Origin of the sequence: Enterococcus sp. DIV1090 (genome assembly GCF_050537975.1) — a bacterium.
Taxonomy (GTDB): domain Bacteria; phylum Bacillota; class Bacilli; order Lactobacillales; family Enterococcaceae; genus Enterococcus; species Enterococcus faecalis.
The window spans coordinates 1418618-1436673 of sequence record NZ_CP172917.1 but is presented as its reverse complement, the minus strand read 5'-3'; the positions used below and the strand labels follow the sequence as shown (position 1 = coordinate 1436673).

Annotated in this window: 13 protein-coding genes; 12 read left to right on the top strand and 1 reads right to left on the bottom strand. The window is 38.2% G+C overall.

Going from position 1 to position 18056, the window contains the following annotated elements; genetic code table 11:
- Positions 1 to 2 precede the first annotated feature (2 nt).
- The 9 genes from eutH (at position 3) to IGL48_RS06850 (ending at position 12167) form a co-directional block, all read left to right on the top strand.
- Complete coding sequence (gene eutH, locus IGL48_RS06890) at positions 3 to 1103, top strand: ethanolamine utilization protein EutH (RefSeq protein WP_002357520.1); 1101 nt, start codon at positions 3 to 5, stop codon at positions 1101 to 1103.
- A 12-nt stretch (positions 1104 to 1115) separates the two neighbouring features.
- Positions 1116 to 1559: an ethanolamine utilization protein EutQ gene (locus IGL48_RS06885; protein WP_002357522.1), complete on the top strand. Its 444-nt coding sequence runs from the start codon at positions 1116 to 1118 to the stop codon at positions 1557 to 1559.
- Between the two features lie 87 nt (positions 1560 to 1646).
- A complete protein-coding gene (locus IGL48_RS06880; protein WP_002377361.1) occupies positions 1647 to 2075 on the top strand; it encodes a CoA-binding protein in 429 nt (142 codons plus the stop codon).
- A 204-nt stretch (positions 2076 to 2279) separates the two neighbouring features.
- On the top strand, positions 2280 to 4337 hold the full coding sequence (gene parE / locus IGL48_RS06875) for a DNA topoisomerase IV subunit B (RefSeq protein ID WP_002381887.1): 2058 nt from the start codon (positions 2280 to 2282) through the stop codon (positions 4335 to 4337).
- A 12-nt stretch (positions 4338 to 4349) separates the two neighbouring features.
- Entirely contained in the window at positions 4350 to 6812 is a 2463-nt protein-coding gene (parC, locus tag IGL48_RS06870; protein WP_002357527.1) for a DNA topoisomerase IV subunit A, read from the top strand.
- 289 nt (positions 6813 to 7101) lie between these two features.
- Positions 7102 to 9348 (top strand): formate C-acetyltransferase, encoded by a 2247-nt coding sequence (gene pflB / locus IGL48_RS06865; RefSeq protein ID WP_002357529.1) that lies wholly within the window; start codon positions 7102 to 7104, stop codon positions 9346 to 9348.
- Positions 9349 to 9424: 76 nt separating this feature from the next.
- Complete coding sequence (gene pflA / locus IGL48_RS06860; RefSeq protein ID WP_002357530.1) at positions 9425 to 10189, top strand: pyruvate formate-lyase-activating protein; 765 nt, start codon at positions 9425 to 9427, stop codon at positions 10187 to 10189.
- 95 nt (positions 10190 to 10284) lie between these two features.
- Positions 10285 to 11211, top strand: a complete 927-nt coding sequence (locus IGL48_RS06855) for a manganese-dependent inorganic pyrophosphatase (RefSeq protein WP_002360265.1) — start codon at positions 10285 to 10287, stop codon at positions 11209 to 11211.
- Between the two features lie 71 nt (positions 11212 to 11282).
- A complete protein-coding gene (locus IGL48_RS06850) occupies positions 11283 to 12167 on the top strand; it encodes a DUF1803 domain-containing protein (RefSeq protein ID WP_002379467.1) in 885 nt (294 codons plus the stop codon).
- Between the two features lie 58 nt (positions 12168 to 12225).
- Here IGL48_RS06850 and IGL48_RS06845 read toward each other — a convergent pair whose 3' ends face one another.
- Positions 12226 to 12777, bottom strand: a complete 552-nt coding sequence (locus IGL48_RS06845) for a DUF2179 domain-containing protein (RefSeq protein ID WP_002361848.1) — start codon at positions 12775 to 12777, stop codon at positions 12226 to 12228.
- Between the two features lie 180 nt (positions 12778 to 12957).
- On the opposite strand from IGL48_RS06845, the gene cls reads away from it, so the two are divergent.
- From cls to IGL48_RS06830, 3 genes are all read left to right on the top strand, one after another.
- Entirely contained in the window at positions 12958 to 14418 is a 1461-nt protein-coding gene (gene cls / locus IGL48_RS06840) for a cardiolipin synthase (RefSeq protein ID WP_002371124.1), read from the top strand.
- 283 nt (positions 14419 to 14701) lie between these two features.
- Positions 14702 to 16582, top strand: coding sequence for a beta-glucoside-specific PTS transporter subunit IIABC (locus IGL48_RS06835; protein ID WP_010824670.1), 1881 nt, complete (start codon positions 14702 to 14704; stop codon positions 16580 to 16582).
- Positions 16582 to 17991 carry a glycoside hydrolase family 1 protein gene (locus IGL48_RS06830; protein WP_010824669.1) on the top strand — a complete coding sequence of 470 codons (1410 nt, stop codon included), beginning with the start codon at positions 16582 to 16584 and terminating at the stop codon, positions 17989 to 17991. Before IGL48_RS06835 ends, IGL48_RS06830 begins: the two co-directional genes overlap by 1 nt.
- Positions 17992 to 18056: the final 65 nt, after the last annotated feature.

The window sequence follows — 18056 nt, the reverse complement described above, 5'->3', positions numbered from 1 at the left end:
ACATGAGCATTAATGAAATTATTATGTATATTATGGTTCTTTTCATGATTATTGGAGGAATCGATAAATGTATTGGCAACAAACTAGGTTTAGGGGAGCAATTTGAGGAAGGGATTATGGCTATGGGTTCTCTAGCGCTTTCTATGGTAGGGATTATCACTTTAGCGCCTGTCTTAGCCAATCTTTTAAGTCCGATTGTCGTTCCTGTCTATGAATTACTAGGGGCTGATCCAGCAATGTTTGCCACAACCTTATTGGCCAATGATATGGGCGGCTTTGCGTTAGCGCAACAATTAGCCAATGATCCACAAGCTGGTTTATTTGCGGGGGCAATCTTAGGCGCAATGATGGGGCCAACGTTAGTCTTTACAATTCCAGTAGCGCTTGGCATTATCCAAAAGGACGACCAACAATTCTTAGCAACAGGTGTTTTGAGCGGGATTATTACAATTCCTTTTGGTTTATTAGCAGGTGGTTTAACAGCTGGCATGCCATTGTCATTGATTATTCCTAACTTAATTCCAATTATTATTGTTGCCGCTTTAATTATTTTAGGTTTATGGTTAGCGCCAAAGGGCATGATTAAAGGCTTCCAAATTTTTGGCCAAGGCGTAGTGATTGTCGCTATCTTTGGTTTAGTTGTCGGGGCGATTCAACTATTATTAGGAATTACAGTTATTCCTGGTATCGCACCAGTTACTGAAGGAATTGAAGTCGTTGGCGGGATTGCTTTAACTTTAGCTGGCGCTTTCTGTTTAGTAGCAGTGATTACGAAAGTCTTTAATAAACCATTGATGAAACTAGGAAAAGTTTTAGGAATGAATGAAGTAGCGGCTGCAGGAATGGTTGCTACATTAGCTAACAATATTCCTATGTTCCAAATGTTAAAAGACATGGATAATCGAGGAAAAATTATTAATATCGCTTTTGCTGTTTCGGCTTCTTTCGTTTTAGGTGACCACCTTGGTTTTACTGCAGGCGTAGCAAAAGAAATGATTTTTCCAATGATTGTTGGCAAATTAGTTGGAGGGATTACCGCCATTTTTGTGGCTATCTTTATGGCAAATCGAATGCTAGGGAAACCCGAAACAGAAGTGAAATAATGAGGTGTAAATATGACAGAATTAAATCGTGAAATGATTGAAACGCTTGTTCGACAAATTGTCACAGAAAAATTAATGCCGACTAAACAAGTGGATCCCAGTGGAATTATGTCCATCAAATTACCCGAAATTGACGTAACAGAAGACGATCGCTTAGATACAGGCAACCCAGCGGACATTGTTTACACAAAAGATCTGTTTTCTTTAGAAGAAAGCCCGCGCCTTGGTTGCGGTTTAATGGTGATGAAAGATACCACCTTCGATTGGACACTAGAATACGATGAAATTGATTATATTATTTCAGGACAACTGGATATACTGATTGACGGACGTAAAATTTCTGCAACAGCCGGCGAAATTATTTTAATCCCGAAAAGTAGCAAAATTCAATTTTCAGTGACGGGTGATGCCCGCTTTGTCTACGTGACTTATCCAGCAGATTGGCAAAGCCAATAATTATTTTGTCGGTATTCAGAGAATAATTTTGCCAAAACCCTTTACTCAGCGTTATAATAAATAAGAACGAAAAAAGGGGTTGAGTGAATGACATTTGAGAATCCAAGTCAAAATCAAATTTTTGATATTCTAAAACAAGCAAAAAATATTGCGGTGGTTGGTTTGAGTAACAAGCCCGACCGCACAAGTTACAAAATTGCAGAAATTTTACAGCAACATGGCTATCGTGTGTTACCTGTCAATCCAGTTTTAAAAGGCGAAACGGTGCTTGGCGAAACGGTTTATGGGGCATTAACAGAGATTCCTGAAAAGATTGATATTGTTGACGTCTTTCGGCGGAGTGAATTTTTGCCAGAAGTGGCCGCAGAAACATTGAAAACAGAAGCGCCTGTCTTTTGGGCCCAACTAGGTTTGGAAAATGAAGAGGCAGCGAACTTGTTATTAAATGAAGGTCGTCAAGTTATTATGGACCGTTGTATTAAAATTGAATTGGCAAAAATGGCAGATGCTGAATAAACACGTGTAATTTTATAAAGAAAGAGCGTCCTGAACGGAAAGCTCTTTTTTTTTTGACCCAGATAGAGTATTATTGTAATGATGGTTTTAGAAGGAGCGAACGGAAAACGCAAGAAACCCGCTCACTCTTCTTCTAATTCTTTAAGAAATAGTTAATGTACGCTTATTAACTAAACGAGAATCTAAGTATAAGGAGTTTTTTCTTTGGCTAAAAAAATTAACAATGAGTACAATGATGCCTCTATCCAAGTCCTAGAAGGATTGGAAGCAGTGAGGAAAAGACCTGGTATGTATATCGGTTCAACCGATAGCCGTGGACTCCATCACTTAGTCTATGAAATTGTCGATAACGCAGTCGATGAAGCGTTATCTGGCTACGGGAATGAAATCAACGTAACTATCCAAAAAGATAATAGTATTTGTGTTGCAGACTCTGGCCGCGGAATGCCAACAGGGATGCATGCTTCTGGTATCCCAACAGTAGAAGTAATTTTTACTGTCTTACATGCGGGTGGTAAGTTTGGCCAAGGTGGCTATAAAACTTCAGGCGGACTCCATGGGGTAGGTGCCAGTGTTGTTAATGCCTTATCTAAGTGGTTAGAAGTTCATATTGTTCGTGATGGCGTAGAATACATGGAACGATTTGAGGACGGCGGTAAACCAGTTGGTACCTTAAAAAAAATCGGCAAAACAAAAAAACGCAACGGCACCTCCGTTACTTTTTTACCTGACGACACCATTTTCTCTACGACAAATTTTTCTTACGAAATTTTAGCAGAACGTTTGAGAGAATCAGCTTTCTTATTAAAAGGCGTCAAAATTACTTTAACAGATGAACGTGGGGAAGAACCCAAAGAAGAAGTCTTCCACTATGAAGAAGGCATTAAAGAATTTGTTGCCTATCTAAATGAAGAAAAAGATACATTAACACCCGTTGTTTATTTTTCAGGAGCCAAAGAAGGTATTGAAGTTGAATTAGCTTACCAATACAACGATGGCTATTCTGAAAATGTTTTATCTTTCGTTAACAATGTCCGCACAAAAGATGGCGGTACCCACGAAGTCGGTATGAAAACGTCAATGACAAAGGCGTACAATGAATATGCACGGAAAGTGGGACTATTAAAAGAAAAAGATAAAAATTTAGAAGGTAGCGACTTCCGTGAAGGCTTAGCAGCCGTCCTTTCTATTCGAGTACCAGAAAACTTACTACAGTTCGAGGGCCAAACCAAAGGGAAATTAGGTACACCTTTAGCAAGAACCGTTGTCGACAACGTCGTAGGCGAACAAATGGGCTTCTATTTACAAGAAAACAGTGAAATGAGTCAATCATTAATTCGGAAAGCGATTAAAGCCCGTGAAGCCCGTGAAGCGGCTCGTAAAGCCCGTGAAGAAAGCCGGAACGGTAAAAAACGGAAAAAAGGTGAATCGTTACTTTCTGGAAAATTAACCCCGGCTCAATCCAGAAATCCTAAGAAAAATGAACTATATCTTGTCGAAGGAGACTCGGCCGGTGGTTCAGCAAAACAAGGACGCGATCGGAAGTTTCAAGCCATTTTACCGCTACGAGGAAAAGTCATTAATACGGAAAAAGCGAAAATGCAAGACATCTTGAAAAATGAAGAAATCAATACTATGATCTATACGATTGGCGCAGGCGTTGGTCCTGAATTTTCAATTGAAGATTGTAATTATGATAAAATCATCATCATGACCGATGCGGATACCGATGGTGCCCATATTCAAGTGTTGCTATTAACGTTCTTCTATCGTTATATGAAACCATTAATTGAAGCTGGCAAAGTCTACATTGCCTTACCACCACTTTATAAAGTCTCTAAAGGAACTGGAAAAAAATCAGTCATTGAGTATGCTTGGACCGATGGTGAATTGGCAGAAGTGATTGATAAAGTTGGTAAAGGCTATATGCTCCAACGCTATAAAGGTCTGGGGGAAATGAATGCAGAACAACTTTGGGAAACAACGATGGATCCTGAAACTAGAACCTTAATTCGTGTTCGGATTGATGATGCAGCTCAAGCAGAACGCCGTGTGACCACATTAATGGGCGACAAAGTCGAACCTCGTCGAAAATGGATTGAACAACATGTTCAATTTACATTGGAAGAAGATGGCAGTATTTTAGATCGTTCAGAAGAAGACACTTCTGCACCAACAGGAGAAAGTCTTTTAGATGCGGAAAAAACAAAAGAAGCAGAACAAACCGATGACACTGAAATCAGTTTGTTTGACATAGAGTAGGGAGTGACAATTTTGGAAAAACGCCAAGAAGTTCAAGAATTAACCCTTGAAGAAGTAATGGGCGATCGTTTTGGAAGATATTCCAAATACATCATTCAAGAACGGGCCCTACCAGATATTCGAGATGGGCTAAAACCAGTACAACGCCGCATTCTCTTTTCAATGAATAAAGACGGCAATACCTTTGATAAAGGCTTTCGTAAATCAGCAAAATCTGTCGGAAACATTATGGGGAATTATCATCCCCATGGCGACAGTAGTATTTATGAAGCGATGGTGCGTCTAAGTCAAGACTGGAAATTACGGGAAGTACTAATTGAAATGCACGGAAACAACGGAAGTATGGATGGCGACCCACCAGCGGCGATGCGTTATACAGAAGCTCGTTTATCACAGTTAAGTGGTGAGTTGTTAAAAGATATCGACAAAAATACCGTCGATTTCGTCTGGAATTTTGACGATACAGAAAAAGAACCCACTGTTTTACCAGCCAAATATCCTAATTTATTGGTAAACGGCTCAACGGGGATTTCAGCAGGCTATGCAACAGAAATTCCTACGCATAATTTAGCGGAAATCATTGATGGAACTGTGTATTTAATTGATCATCCTAATGCAAGTTTAGAGAAATTAATGGAATACATTCCAGGACCAGATTTCCCAACAGGTGGGATCCTACAAGGAAAAGCAGAAATTAAAAAAGCCTACGAAACCGGCCGTGGTAAAGTAATTTTACGTGCGAAGACAAAGATTGAGCCCTTAAAAGGCGGCAAACAACAAATTGTCATTTCTGAAATTCCTTATGAAGTCAACAAAGCAACGCTAGTGAAGAAGATGGATGAAATCCGTTTAAATAAAAAAGTAGACGGCATTGCCGAAGTTCGTGACGAAAGTGACAGAACTGGCTTGCAAATTGTTGTTGAACTAAAAAAAGATGTCAATGCAGAAGGTATTTTAAATTATCTATTTAAAAACACTGAATTGCAAATCAATTACAACTTTAACATGGTAGCCATCGACAACATGACCCCGCAACAAGTGGGCCTAAAACGGATTTTAGAAAGTTACATTACGCACCGCAAATCAGTTATCATTAACCGTTGTCAATTTGAGTTGGACAAAGCTCGCAAACGTGAGCACATTGTTGCTGGTTTAATTAAAGCATTGTCTATCTTAGATAAAGTGATTGCAACAATCCGTGGAAGTAAAGATAAAAAAGATGCGAAGAAGAACTTAGTATCCGACTATGCGTTTACTGAAGAACAAGCTGAAGCAATCGTTACTTTACAGCTATACCGTTTAACCAATACGGATATTACTGATTTACAAGAAGAAGCGAAAACTTTAGAACAACAAATTGCTGAGTTATTGAACATTTTAAACAATGAAAAAGAACTATTCTCAGTCATGAAAAAAGAACTTCGCGAAGTTAAAAAGCAATATGGCAATCCGCGCTTAACTCAAATTGAAGAGGAAATCCAAGAAATCAAGATTGAAACAGCCGTGTTAGTTGCGCAGGAAGACGTGGTCGTAACCGTGACGCACGAAGGCTATATCAAGCGGAGTAGTATTCGTTCTTATACAGCATCAAAACCAGAAGAAATCGGCATGAAAGAAGGCGACTTTTTACTATATGCTGGCGAAGTCAATACATTAGATCATCTTTTACTAGTAACAAATAAAGGGAATATGATCTATCGCCCCGTCCATGAGTTGCCAGATTTACGCTGGAAAGAAATTGGCGAACATATTTCTCAAACCATTTTAAATCTTGCTATCGATGAATCGATTATTGCTGTATATCCTTATAAAGAGTTAAGTCCGACAAAAACCTTTGTTTTCATTACAAAAGCTGGCATGATTAAACAGACCAAAATGGCTGATTTTGAGCCTTGGCGCACTTATAAGAGCCGCCCGACATCTTGTATGAAATTAAAATCAGACCAAGATGAAATTACCAATGTTTATTTAACAAATGATCAAGACTTATTGGATGTTTTCCTCGTTAGCAATCGCGGTTTTGGCTTACGTTATCCATTATATGAAGTACCAGTCGTGGGTAGTAAAGCGGCTGGAGTTAAATCAATGAACCTCAAAGAAGACGATTATGTCGTTAATGGTTTACTGGTTCATTCTGAAGGGGATACACCGATTGTCATCGTTACCCAACGTGGCGGTGTTAAACGCATGTTAGCCCAAGAATTAACACAATTAGGACGAGCAAAACGTGGACTAATGGTCTTGCGGGAATTGAAGAAAAATCCACATCGTGTTGTCTTTATGTCTGAAAGTACCGATTTAGATTTATTAGTTACTACGCAAAAAGGCACACAAGAAGTTATTCAGTCGAAAAACTATCCAATCAGTGAACGAACATCCAACGGTTCCTTTGTCATCGATGAACAAAAAGATGGCCAAGTAATGGAAGTCCACGAGATGCATTCTGCAGTGATTGAAGAAGAACAAACAAACTAAACTGTGTTATAAATATCTCCACAGCAGCCATCTGTATTAATACAGATGGCTGCTGTTTTTAATACAGAAGTACATTTTTCACAAGTGATAACAACTATAAATCGTTCTTATTTTCACAAGTATAAATGTTTATATATCAGCGTTTAGAATCTTCGTTCCCCATTTATTTATTAAGAAAGTGCAATAAATAATAAAAAAACGCTTGCATCTAAAAGGTTATGTGTTATACTAATCACATAAAGCTGTTACATACAATCAAGTAGCAGTTAACTAAGGAGGCAAACACTTCATGAAACAATGGGAAGGCTTTAAAGGCGACAAATGGAGAACAAGCGTTGACACTCGTGATTTTATTCAAAACAACTACACAGAGTACAAAGGCGACGACAGTTTCTTAGAACCAATCGCTCCGAGCACTGACAAATTATGGACAAAACTACAAGAATTATTTGAAATCCAACATGAAAAAAATGGCGTTTATGACATGGATAGCGATATCCCAGCAACTATTACGTCACATGAACCTGGTTACTTAATCAAAGAAGAAGAAAAAATTGTCGGTTTACAAACAGATGTACCATTAAAACAAGCATTTATGCCATTCGGTGGTATTAAAATGGCGAACAATGCCTTAGTTTCAAATGGTTATGAAACTGACGAAGAAATGACAAAAATCTTCACAGAATACAGAAAAACACATAACCAAGGTGTTTTTGATGCCTACACAGCTGAAATGCGTTTAGCACGTAAAAACAAAATCATTACTGGTCTTCCAGATGCTTATGGCCGTGGCCGTATTATCGGTGACTATCGTCGTATCGCATTATATGGTATCGACTACTTAATGGAACAAAAGAAAAAAGATCATGATAACACTGGTAACAAAGAAATGACAGACGATGTTATTCGCTTACGTGAAGAAATTTCTGAACAATACCGTGCGTTAAATGACTTAAAACAAATGGCTGCTTCTTATGGTTTCGATATTTCTCGTCCTGCTGCAAATGCGCAAGAAGCAATCCAATGGTTATACTTTGGTTACCTAGGTGCCATTAAATCTCAAAATGGTGCGGCAATGTCAATTGGTCGTATCTCAGCATTCTTAGATATCTATATCCAACGTGACTTAGAAGCAGGTTTAATCACTGAATTTGAAGCACAAGAAATGATTGACCATTTAATCATGAAATTACGTATGGTTAAATTTGCACGTACACCAGAATACAACCAATTATTCTCTGGTTATCCAATTTGGGCAACATTATCTATTGCTGGTATGGGTATTGACGGTCGTTCATTAGTTACCAAAAATGACTTCCGTATCTTACACACCTTAACAAACATGGGACCATCTCCAGAACCTAACTTAACTGTATTGTATTCTTCTCACTTACCAGAAGGTTTCAGAACATATGCAGCTAAAATCGCGAAAGAAAGCTCATCTATCCAATTTGAAAACGATGACTTATTACGTGAAAACTGGGGCTCTGACGACTGTGCAATCGCATGTTGTGTTTCTGCAACAGTTATGGGTAAAGATATGCAATTCTTCGGCGCTCGTGCGAACTTAGCGAAAGCTGTTCTTTATGCAATTAACGGCGGGGTCGACGAAAAAACTAAAATGCAAGTAGCACCAAAATATCGTCCAATGACTGGTGACAAATTAGATTACCACGAATTCATGGAACGCTATAAAGACATCTTAGACTGGTTAGCTGAATTGTACGTTAACACATTAAATATTATTCATTACATGCATGATAAATATGCATATGAAGCACCACAATTAGCTTTAATGGATACTGATTTACAACGGACATTCGCAACTGGTATTGCCGGAATCTCTCATGCGACTGATAGTATCATGGCAATTAAACACGGTGAAGTAGAAGTAATCCGTGACGAAGATGGTATGGCAATTGATTATGTACCAACAAAAGAATTCCCAACATACGGAAACGATAACGAAGAAGCCGATGCAATGGCTAACTGGATTTTAGATTACTTTATGACACAAATTAAACGTCAACACACATACCGTAACTCTAAACCAACGACTTCATTATTAACAATCACTTCAAACGTTGTTTATGGTAAAGCAACAGGGAACACGCCTGACGGACGTCGTGCCGGCAAACCTCTTGCACCAGGTGCGAACCCAAGTTATCAAGACGGTAAATTCTTAGGTGAGAAAAATGGCTTGTTAGCTTCATTAAACTCAACAGCTCGTTTAGAATATACAATCGCTTTAGATGGTATTTCTAATACACAAACCATCAACCCTAATGGTTTAGGTAAAGACGACGATACAAGAATTAACAACTTACGTAACGTATTAGATGGCTACTTCGATAAAGGTGGTTACCACTTAAACGTAAACGTATTTACAAACGAATTATTATTAGATGCACAAGCACATCCAGAAAAATATCCAAACTTAACTATCCGTGTATCTGGATATGCCGTGAAATTCCGTGACTTAACTCCTGAACAACAAGCAGACGTTATCTCAAGAACTTCACACGACAGACTATAAAAAACATTTACATTATTTAACTGAAAGGGTGACATTCAACGTGTCATCCTTTTCGTTTGAAAGAAGAGGGATCATTATGACAACACCAGTTACAGGTAGAATTCATTCAACAGAAAATTTTGGTACCGTTGATGGCCCAGGTGTCCGTTTTATCGTATTTACACAAGGGTGTCGCATGAGATGTCAATTCTGTCATAATCCAGATACTTGGAAAATTGGTTCCGGTGGTCGTGTGGTGACGACTGACGAAGTATTAGAGGAAGCATTACGTTTTCGCTCTTATTGGGGCGAAAAGGGTGGTATCACTGTCAGTGGTGGTGAGCCGCTATTGCAAATGGACTTTTTGATCGATTTATTTAAAAAAGCCAAAGCACAAGGCATTCATACAACCTTAGATACGTGTGGCAAGCCTTTTACTCGGGAAGAACCCTTCATTAGTCAATTTGATGAATTGATGAAGTATACAGATTTACTCTTATTTGACATCAAACATATTGATAACGAGCAACATAAACTGTTAACAACGCAATCAAATGATAATATTTTAGAGATGGCTACCTATTTATCTGAAATTGACAAACCTGTTTGGATTCGCCACGTATTGGTGCCTCAACGTAGTGATTACGACGAATATTTAATCCGTCTGGATGCCTTCATAAAAACATTAAACAATGTAGATAAAGTTGAAGTGCTTCCTTACCATACGATGGGCAAGTACAAATGGGAAGAACTAGGTATTCCTTATCCATTAGAAGGAATTGAGCCTCCTAAAAATGATCGTGTTGAAAATGCGAAAAAACTACTACATGTCGAGGACTATCAAGGTTATCTAGCACGTTAACAAACGAAAAAATAGAAAAGAAGACAATTTTTTTGTTGTTTCTTTTCTATTTTTTGTTATCATTAAGAGTGAATCAAAACCAAGGAGTGTGTATTATGTCAAAAATTTTAGTTTTTGGACACCAAAATCCTGATACAGATGCTATCGGAGCAGCAATTAGTTTTGCTTACTTACAAAAAGAATTAGGAAAAGAGACAGAAGCTGTCGCTTTAGGAACACCAAGTGAAGAAACTCAATATGCCTTAGATTATTTTAATATTGAAGCACCACGTGTTGTCACTGAAGCAGCTAGCGAAACAAACCAAGTCATGTTAGTGGATCATAACGAATTCCAACAAAGCATTTCAGATATCGCTGAAGTAAACATTTTAGCAGTAGTGGATCATCACCGGATTGCCAACTTCGAAACAGCAGATCCATTGTATTATCGTGCAGAACCAGTAGGGTGTACCAGTACAATCATCTATAAAATGTTTAAAGAAAATAACGTGACAATTCCAGCTCAAATTGCTGGTATGATGGTCTCAGCGATTATTTCTGATACATTATTATTTAAATCACCAACTTGCACACAAGAAGACATCGATGCAGCGCACGCCCTAGCTGATATTGCTGAAATCAATTTAGAAGGCTATGGTCTTGACTTATTAAAAGCAGGAACAAATTTAAGCGATAAATCAGCTGAAGTCCTTTTAGATTTAGATGCTAAGAGCTTCCCAATGAACGGCAAAACAGTTCGCGTTGCCCAAGTAAATACCGTCGATTTAGCAGAAGTTTTAGATCGTCAAGCTGAATTAGAAGCAGCTATGGCCGCAGAAAATGCAGCCAATAATTATGACTTGTTTGTCTTAATTATTACGAATATCCTAGACAGTGATTCTGAATTATTAGCGATTGGTGCGGAACAAGCCAAAATTGAAGCAGCGTTCAATGTAACATTAGTTAACAATCGTGCGTTCTTACCCGGCGTTGTTTCTCGTAAAAAACAAGTAGTACCACAATTAACAGAAGTCTTTAACTAAAACCGTAAGCGCCTAAGCAACGCGATAAATTCCTTGTTGCTTAGGCGCTTCAATAGTAAAGGGGCGTTAACATGAATGATTTAGCAATTTACTATCATTCTCCGCAACAAACGAAACAATACAATCATTTGCTCAACCAATCACTTTTTTTCCCTCTTGTTACTTTTATGTATGAACATCGGGAAGAAAGAATCATTTTAAGACAATTAAAAGCGGCTTTTGCAACAGAAGCCAAGTTAGAACAATTTTTATCAGAAATGATTGATTGTCAGTTAATCATTCGGGAAAATCGTCAATATCGTTTGAATTTTCCTATTTATACGGCAGCTGAAGTTGCGAGTTTGCCCTTGGCTGAAGACGAACTTCCTAAGTTTAAAGGAACTGTAACAGAGCAATTATTTTGGCTAGCTGAATCTTTTTGGCCACAAGTGTTTCCAGAAGAGGAAGACTATTTTTTTGGCGTGAGCGGTGGCCTCACATTTTATCAAAAACAAAGATTGGCCTCGGCACAACTATCTATAATTACGCTTGAAAAAGAAAAGACAGAGGTTCCAACAATGCCTCGTTATTTTGATTACTTGGGCAAAGAGCAATCCTTGCCAGAAGCCTTCAGCGCTTTATATGACTTGCTAGGGGACGTAAATCCTGAATACTATCTTTCGCAAGCGAGAAGAGTCATTAAACAAGCTCTGCGAGGCCGCAAAGTCAGTACTGTGCCTAATATTTTTCAAGAAAGTTTGCACTTGACCCAAGTGATTACGATTGACCAGGACCACTTAAAACTCCTTTTACCAGTAGCAACGGAACAAGCCGAGCCTTTAGAAGCACAGTCGGATATTCTAGCATTTTATTATGAAAAAATTGCTAACCGATCGGCCATCGAACGCTTAGTTTTTATGCAACAATTGATTGAGCAACTAGGTACGAACTCTCTAAGTTATCTTAGAATAAATTAAAGTTACGATAATTTTATTATGTAAACTAAAAATCAATAACAAGAAATGGCGCCGCTTCTTAGTGAGAAATGGCGTCATTTCTTTTGCGAACTTTTTTCGTCCAAAAACCACCGGAAATGAACTTAGGCTCATAGGAAATGATAAATGCTCTCGGCTCTAATTGATTGATTAATTTGTACAATGTACGTTCGTTTTTTCTTGGGGAAAGGATTTCTAAAACCATTCGTTCTCCTTCGCGTCCGTAGGCGACACTTTGCGTAACACCATAGCCGTGTTCACGAAGTGTTTCTGGTAAATGAAATTGTTCAGTAGTAGAAGGGAGGATAACCGATACCATAATATAACCCAAGGCCAAATAGTCTTCGATTTTAATTCCTACACTAATGCCAACAGCGTAACCAAGCGCATAAACAAGTAAATTTAAAGGATTGTCTAACCGATTCAGAACCATACTCAGCCCTAAGACATAAATTGTTATTTCAGCCATACTAACCAGCGGTGCAATAACCCGATAACCTTTCATCGTTAACATAAAACGAATAGTATTTAAGGTAATATACGCAAAATTAATGATAAAAATCATAGCTAACATTTTCAAATCAACGACCATAAAATAAGTACCTCTTTTCAAAATCTTTACATCCAGCCCTCATTATAGTACAGAAAAACTGAGAATCAAAGGCGAAACACTTATAGAAATGAATTCTTTTTTGAATACTCGCTCATATTATTCGCCTAATTTAACTGTTATTTGATATAATCTTAGTATGAAGTAAGAAGGAGGTAAGCGATGAAAATTTTTGTTTGGATTTTGTTATTTTTATTAGTAATTAACGTTATTGCTGCCTTAATTACTGTTTTTAGAAAACCTCGTAGTATTTCCAGCGTTTTAGCATGGATGATGACGTTGATTTTCTTGCCTGGTATCGGCTTTATTATTTACTTATTCTGTGGGCGAGGTATCGATGGACAAGAAGTTTTTAAATTGTCTGATGATGAAAAACAAATGGTTCAACGAATTAAAGAAAAAGTGGACGTTGATAACAAAAAAGCAGGGCGCGATAAACGTTATGATTTACTTTATGATGCGAAAGTTTTAAATCGTTATTTCCGGAATATGGACGCATCACCGTTGGCCAAAAGAAATAGTTTGCAATTATTCACAGATGGCCAAGAAAAATTCCAAGCATTATTTGAAGATATTCGTGCAGCGAAAGAAACCGTTCATGTGGAGTATTATGCGTTTTTTAATGACACAATTGGCAATCAATTTTTAGATGTATTAATCGAAAAGTTGCATGAAGGCGTGGAAGTTTACTTAATTTACGATCCTTGGGGTTCACCCGGCGCAAATAAAAAGTTTTTTGCTCGTTACGTTGACGCTGGAGGAAAAGTAGCTCCCTTTATTACTTCTCGTGATATGATCCGTAAAACACGTCTAAATTATCACTTGCATCGGAAAATTGTTGTCATCGATGGGAAAATTGGCTGGACCGGCGGGTTCAATGTTGGGGATCAATATTTGAATGTCACCGAAAAATTTGGTTACTGGCGAGATACCCATATTCGTTTGGTCGGGACGGCCGTATTTTCATTGCAAGAGATATTTATCATGGATTGGAATGCTTCAGTCAAATATCCTGAAGAACGTATGACGTATCATGAAAAATATTTTAAATTACCAGAAGATCATGAAGTGGAGCATTTGTCCTTACAAGTTGTTTCAGATGGTCCTGATTCAGAAGAAGAAATTTTGAAAAGCGGGTTTGTTCGGATGATTTTTTCTGCAGAAAAGAGCGTCTGGATTCAAACACCGTATTTAATCCCTGATGATAGTATGATTAATGCGTTGTTAGTGGCGGTTCGTTCGGGTGTCGACGTGCGAATTATGATTCCTTGTATGCCTGACCATCCCTTTATTTACCGTGCAACACAATATTACGCAAATTACTTACACAAACGCGGCATTAAAATTTATATTTATGATAGTGGGTTTATTCATGCAAAAACAATGGTAATTGATGATGAATTAGCTATGGTTGGCACAACAAACCAAGATATTCGCAGTTATTCATTGAATTTCGAGGTAAGTACGTTTATTTACAATCCCGACATTGCGTGGATGTTAGCGCAAGTCTTTGAAGAAGATATAGAAAAAAGTGTCTTACTAACCGACGAGATAATTAAAAAACAAGGGTACTGGCTACGCTTCAAGCAAAACTTTTCACGCTTGTTGTCCCCAGTCTTGTAATCAAATAAATCAGCAGTGAATGTAGTAAACTACTATTTTCACTGCTGATTTTTAGTAACAAAACACTGAGGTGGTCTACCTAATTCATTGATAATCCCTCTAAATAATGGTAAATTAAAAATAAATTCAATCAGCTATTCTATCGTGAGAAACATAGTTATTACGTAGATCAGATCAAAGGGACATTCACGACGAGCAAATATTGAGTGTGTTTGCTGAAACGTGCATGTGTGATTTGGTCTTTTTTATTGAGCTGTTATTTTATAGATAAGGAGTGGTCACCATGGACTACCTAGCAATAGCAAAAGAAATTTTGAAAGACGTAGGTGGCAAAGACAATATCGTGGATGTCACACATTGTTATACACGATTGCGTTTCGTATTGAGAGACACGAAACAAGCGAACAAAGAAGCCTTACTACAAACAGAAGGTGTCATTTCTGTTGTTGAAAGCGGCGGGCAGTATCAAGTGGTTTTAGGCAATAAAGTCGCGCATGTCTATAATGCTCTAGAACCTTTGTTGGCTCAGCAACTTACGACCAAAACATCCACAAAAGAAAAAAATTCATTAGGCAATCGAATTTTAAATACTGTTGCCGCGATTTTCACGCCTGTCGTACCAGCAATTGCCGCTTCTGGCATGTTAAAAGGAATTTTAGCTATTGCTGTGATGGTCGCAAACAATTTTTACGAGGTCGATTTAAAACCTTTGAATACGTATATTATTTTAAGCGCCGCTTCCGATGCACTTTTTTATTTTATGCCAGTTATTTTAGGTTATTCAGCTGCTAAGGTTTTCAAAACAAACGAATATATCGCCATGGTAATTGGTGCTACCTTATGTTATCCGACCATCGTTTCATTAATGACTGAAAAATCAGCGGTTACCTTGTTTGGATTACATGTGACCAAAGCCAATTATGTTTCCACGGTAATTCCAATTATTCTTGCAATTTTTATGTTAGCTTATGTGCAACGCTTTTTGGAAAAAGTGATTCCAGAAGTTCTAAAAATCATTATGGTTCCTACGCTGTCATTACTTTTAATGATTCCAGCCACTTTATTATTATTTGGACCAATAGGGATTTATTTAGGTGACGGCGTGAATTGGTTGTATTATTATATAATGAATTTGAGTCCCATCTTGTTAGGCGGTTTTATCGGCGGAATTTGGTGTGTCTTAGTCATTTTTGGGGCTCACCGTGGGCTTGTGCCAATTGGGATTAATGATGTCGCTCGAACAGGACGGCAAAATTTGCTAGCGTTTGCTGGTGCAGCGAACTTTTCTCAAGCGGGCGCCGCATTTGGCGTGTTTGTCCGCACAAAAAATAAAGACTTGAAAGCTGTTGCTGCCTCTGCAACAGTGACTGCATTATTTGGTATCACAGAACCAGCCATTTATGGGGCAAACTTGCGGTTAAAAAAACCGATGATTTATGCGGTGGCTAGCGGAGCAGCAGGTGGGGCCTTAATGGGCTGGGGCGGTTCCTACGGGACAGCCTTCGCTAACCAAGGACTCTTGACCATCCCAGTTTACGCAGAAGCAGGAACCAAAGCCTTTATTTGTTATTTATTAGGTTGTGGCATTGCTTTTTTTGGTGCATTTCTATTAACGATTTTTCTAGGCTTTAATGATTTACCGCTTGACGAGTCACGTCAAGAACCCAGCTTAAAGACCGAGGCAACGACCGTCAAAGAAAAACAACGGATTCAAGCACCTGTTCAAGGACAACTCGTATCTTTAGACCAAATCAACGATGAAGTCTTTGCTTCTCAACAAATGGGAAAAACACTAGCTATTTATCCGACAGAGGAACAAATTGTTTCACCAGGAAATGGGCAAGTGACGGCTTTATATCCAACTCATCATGCAATTGGCTTAAAGTTAGACAATGGTGCTGAAATCCTCCTTCACATTGGAATCAATACAGTCGAATTAAAAGGGCGGGGATTTGAAACGTTCGTAAAAGCAGGAGAAAGGGTCAGAGTAGGACAAAAACTGCTCTCTTTTGATAAACAAATCATCCAAGCTGCTGGTTATGATCCAACCGTCTTAGTCATCGTAACAAATACTGCGGAAATGGCTATAATTGAGACAACCAAACAAACAGAGATTACACCACAAACAAATCTATTTTTCATGCAAGTAAAGGAGCAAAACTAATGGTTAAACAATTTAAGAACGATTTTTTATGGGGAGCTTCTTCCTCCGCTTTTCAAATTGAGGGCGCTTGGAATGAGGACGGCAAAGGCCTAACAGTTGCTGATTACAATTCTTTTAAAAAGTCAGCTGTACAAGCAGATACGAAAGTCGCCAGCGATTTTTACCATCGTTTCAAAGAGGACATTGCGTTAATGAAAGAATTAGGCTTAAAAACCTATCGTTTTTCTCTTTCATGGGCACGAATCATTCCAACAGGTGATGGCGAAAGCAATCAAGCCGGCATCGATTTTTATAATGCCGTCATTGATACACTTTTAGAAAACGATATTTTGCCGTTTGTCACACTTTATCATTTTGATTTACCTTTTGCGTTGGTGGAAAAATACAATGGTTGGGCGGATCGTCGCTGCGTTTCCGCATTTCAACGCTATGCGCAAGTCTGTTATCAAGCGTTTGGTGATCGAGTCAAAAATTGGCAAGTTACAAACGAACAAAACTTAATGATTCGTGTCGATGAACGAATGAATATGTACGACGTTGCACCAGAAAATGCTGAAAAAATTCGTGCACAAATGGATTACCATATGTTTGTTGCCCATGCGTTAGCGACGAATGATTGTCACCAATTGGTCGCTGGGGGAAAAGTCGGTCCCTCTGTTTCCTCAACGATGACTTATCCTAGTTCTAATAAGCCTGAAGATGTTTGGGCGGCTCGTATGAATGATAACTTTAAAACGAATTACGCTCTAGAAATGTATTGTTTTGGCGAATACCCAGGTTACTATCAAGAGTATTTGACCAAATGTGGCATTTATCCCGAAACACAGCCAGAAGATCAAGCAATTTTGAAAGCCGCTAAACCAGATTTTATCGCTCTTAATTATTATCGGACGTTAGTCGCTAGCTATTTACCGACAGATGAGCAACACCCATTGGGTACGAAAGAAAAGGACATTGATTTTGATCTATACGGTTATTTTAAAATCGAAAAAAATCAACATTTAAAAACCTCTAAGTATGGTGCCCAAATTGATCCAACTGGTCTACGTTTAGTTTTAAATGATTATTATCGTCAATACCGTTTGCCGTTAATCATTACAGAAAACGGCTTAGGCACACCAGATCACCTAACAGAGGACGGAAAAATTCATGATGATTATCGAATTGCGTATTTGCATGATCATATTGCTGCTTGTCATGCGGCTATTTCTGACGGCGTTGAGTTGTTTGGCTATTGCCCTTGGTCGGTCATGGATATTTTAAGTTCTCATCAAGGATTCAAAAAACGCTACGGTTTTATTTACGTCAATCGTGAAGACCATGAGTTAAAAGATTTACGACGCATTAAAAAAGATAGTTTTTATTGGTACCAATCAGTGATTAAAAATAATGGGTTACCAGAAGAATAGTAACCAAAAAGGATCATCCATTGCATAAGTGGGTGATCCTTTTGTTTTCAAGTTCTGTCATTCCG

Coding starts and splice junctions, on each gene's coding strand:
- cls (WP_002371124.1), top strand. CDS start 12,958: ATGAAAATTTTTGTTTGGATTTTGTTATTTTTATTAGTAATTAACGTT.
- IGL48_RS06835 (WP_010824670.1), top strand. CDS start 14,702: ATGGACTACCTAGCAATAGCAAAAGAAATTTTGAAAGACGTAGGTGGC.
- IGL48_RS06885 (WP_002357522.1), top strand. CDS start 1,116: ATGACAGAATTAAATCGTGAAATGATTGAAACGCTTGTTCGACAAATT.
- IGL48_RS06880 (WP_002377361.1), top strand. CDS start 1,647: ATGACATTTGAGAATCCAAGTCAAAATCAAATTTTTGATATTCTAAAA.
- IGL48_RS06850 (WP_002379467.1), top strand. CDS start 11,283: ATGAATGATTTAGCAATTTACTATCATTCTCCGCAACAAACGAAACAA.
- IGL48_RS06830 (WP_010824669.1), top strand. CDS start 16,582: ATGGTTAAACAATTTAAGAACGATTTTTTATGGGGAGCTTCTTCCTCC.
- pflA (WP_002357530.1), top strand. CDS start 9,425: ATGACAACACCAGTTACAGGTAGAATTCATTCAACAGAAAATTTTGGT.
- eutH (WP_002357520.1), top strand. CDS start 3: ATGAGCATTAATGAAATTATTATGTATATTATGGTTCTTTTCATGATT.
- IGL48_RS06855 (WP_002360265.1), top strand. CDS start 10,285: ATGTCAAAAATTTTAGTTTTTGGACACCAAAATCCTGATACAGATGCT.
- IGL48_RS06845 (WP_002361848.1), bottom strand. CDS start 12,777: ATGGTCGTTGATTTGAAAATGTTAGCTATGATTTTTATCATTAATTTT.
- pflB (WP_002357529.1), top strand. CDS start 7,102: ATGAAACAATGGGAAGGCTTTAAAGGCGACAAATGGAGAACAAGCGTT.